Source organism: Arthrobacter sp. FW306-1B-F12A (assembly GCF_058781865.1).
The window spans coordinates 1-836 of sequence record NZ_JBYSXD010000116.1 but is presented as its reverse complement, the minus strand read 5'-3'; the positions used below and the strand labels follow the sequence as shown (position 1 = coordinate 836).

Here is an 836-nt window from a genome sequence, read left to right as displayed (position 1 = left end):
TCGGTTCCTGAGGCCAGGCCCAGGAGCGCGGAGCCGGTGCCGGTGTGGGCGGTGGTGGAGGCCACGGGTGCCCTGACCCCGGCGGTGGTCCAGGCGGTGAGCCCGGATTCGAAGCCGCCGTTGGTGATGGCCGAGGTCGTTGTTCCCGTGGGGGTGACCGGTGCCGAGGCCGCCGAGGCCGGGGAGGTGCCGACGGCGTTCGTGGCGGTCACGGTGAAGGTGTAGGCGGTGCCGTTAGTGAGTCCGGTGATGTTCGCCGTCGTCGCGGGCGGGTTCCCGGTGACGGGGACCGGGGCCAGGGTGGTGGTTCCGGCGTGCGGGGTGACCGCGTAGGAGGTGATCGCCGAGCCGCCGTTGCCCGGCGCGGTCCAGGACACGGTGGCTGAGGCGTTCCCGGCCGCCGCGGTGACCCCGGTGGGGGCTGCGGGTGCGGTGGCCCCCGCGGTCGGCGTGACTGCGGCCGAGGCCGCCGACGCCGGGGAGGTGCCGATGGCGTTCGTGGCGGTGACGGTGAAGGTGTAGGCCGTGCCGTTAGTGAGTCCGGTGATGTTCGCCGTCGTCGCGGGCGGGTTGCCGGTCACGGTGACCGGGGCCAGGGTGGTGGTTCCGGCGTGCGGGGTGACCGCGTAGGAGGTGATCGGGGAGCCGCCGTTGGCCGGGGCCGTCCAGGTCACGGTGGCTGAGGCGTTCCCGGCGGCCGCGGTGACCCCGGTGGGGGCTGCGGGTGCGGTGGGGGTGGTCTGGGTGTTGGTGAGGGTGACGTCGTCCAGGTACATCCAGGTGTCATCCGCCGGGCTGGAGCCGTCGAGGTGGACGTTGAACCAGAGCACGACGGT

The 836-nt window shown here is 73.6% G+C and carries 1 protein-coding gene; it reads right to left on the bottom strand.

Annotated elements, in window-relative coordinates; genetic code table 11:
- On the bottom strand, window positions 1–836 hold an 836-nt coding region (locus AC3WJU_RS22465; protein ID WP_492260929.1), incomplete at both ends, for a fibronectin type III domain-containing protein.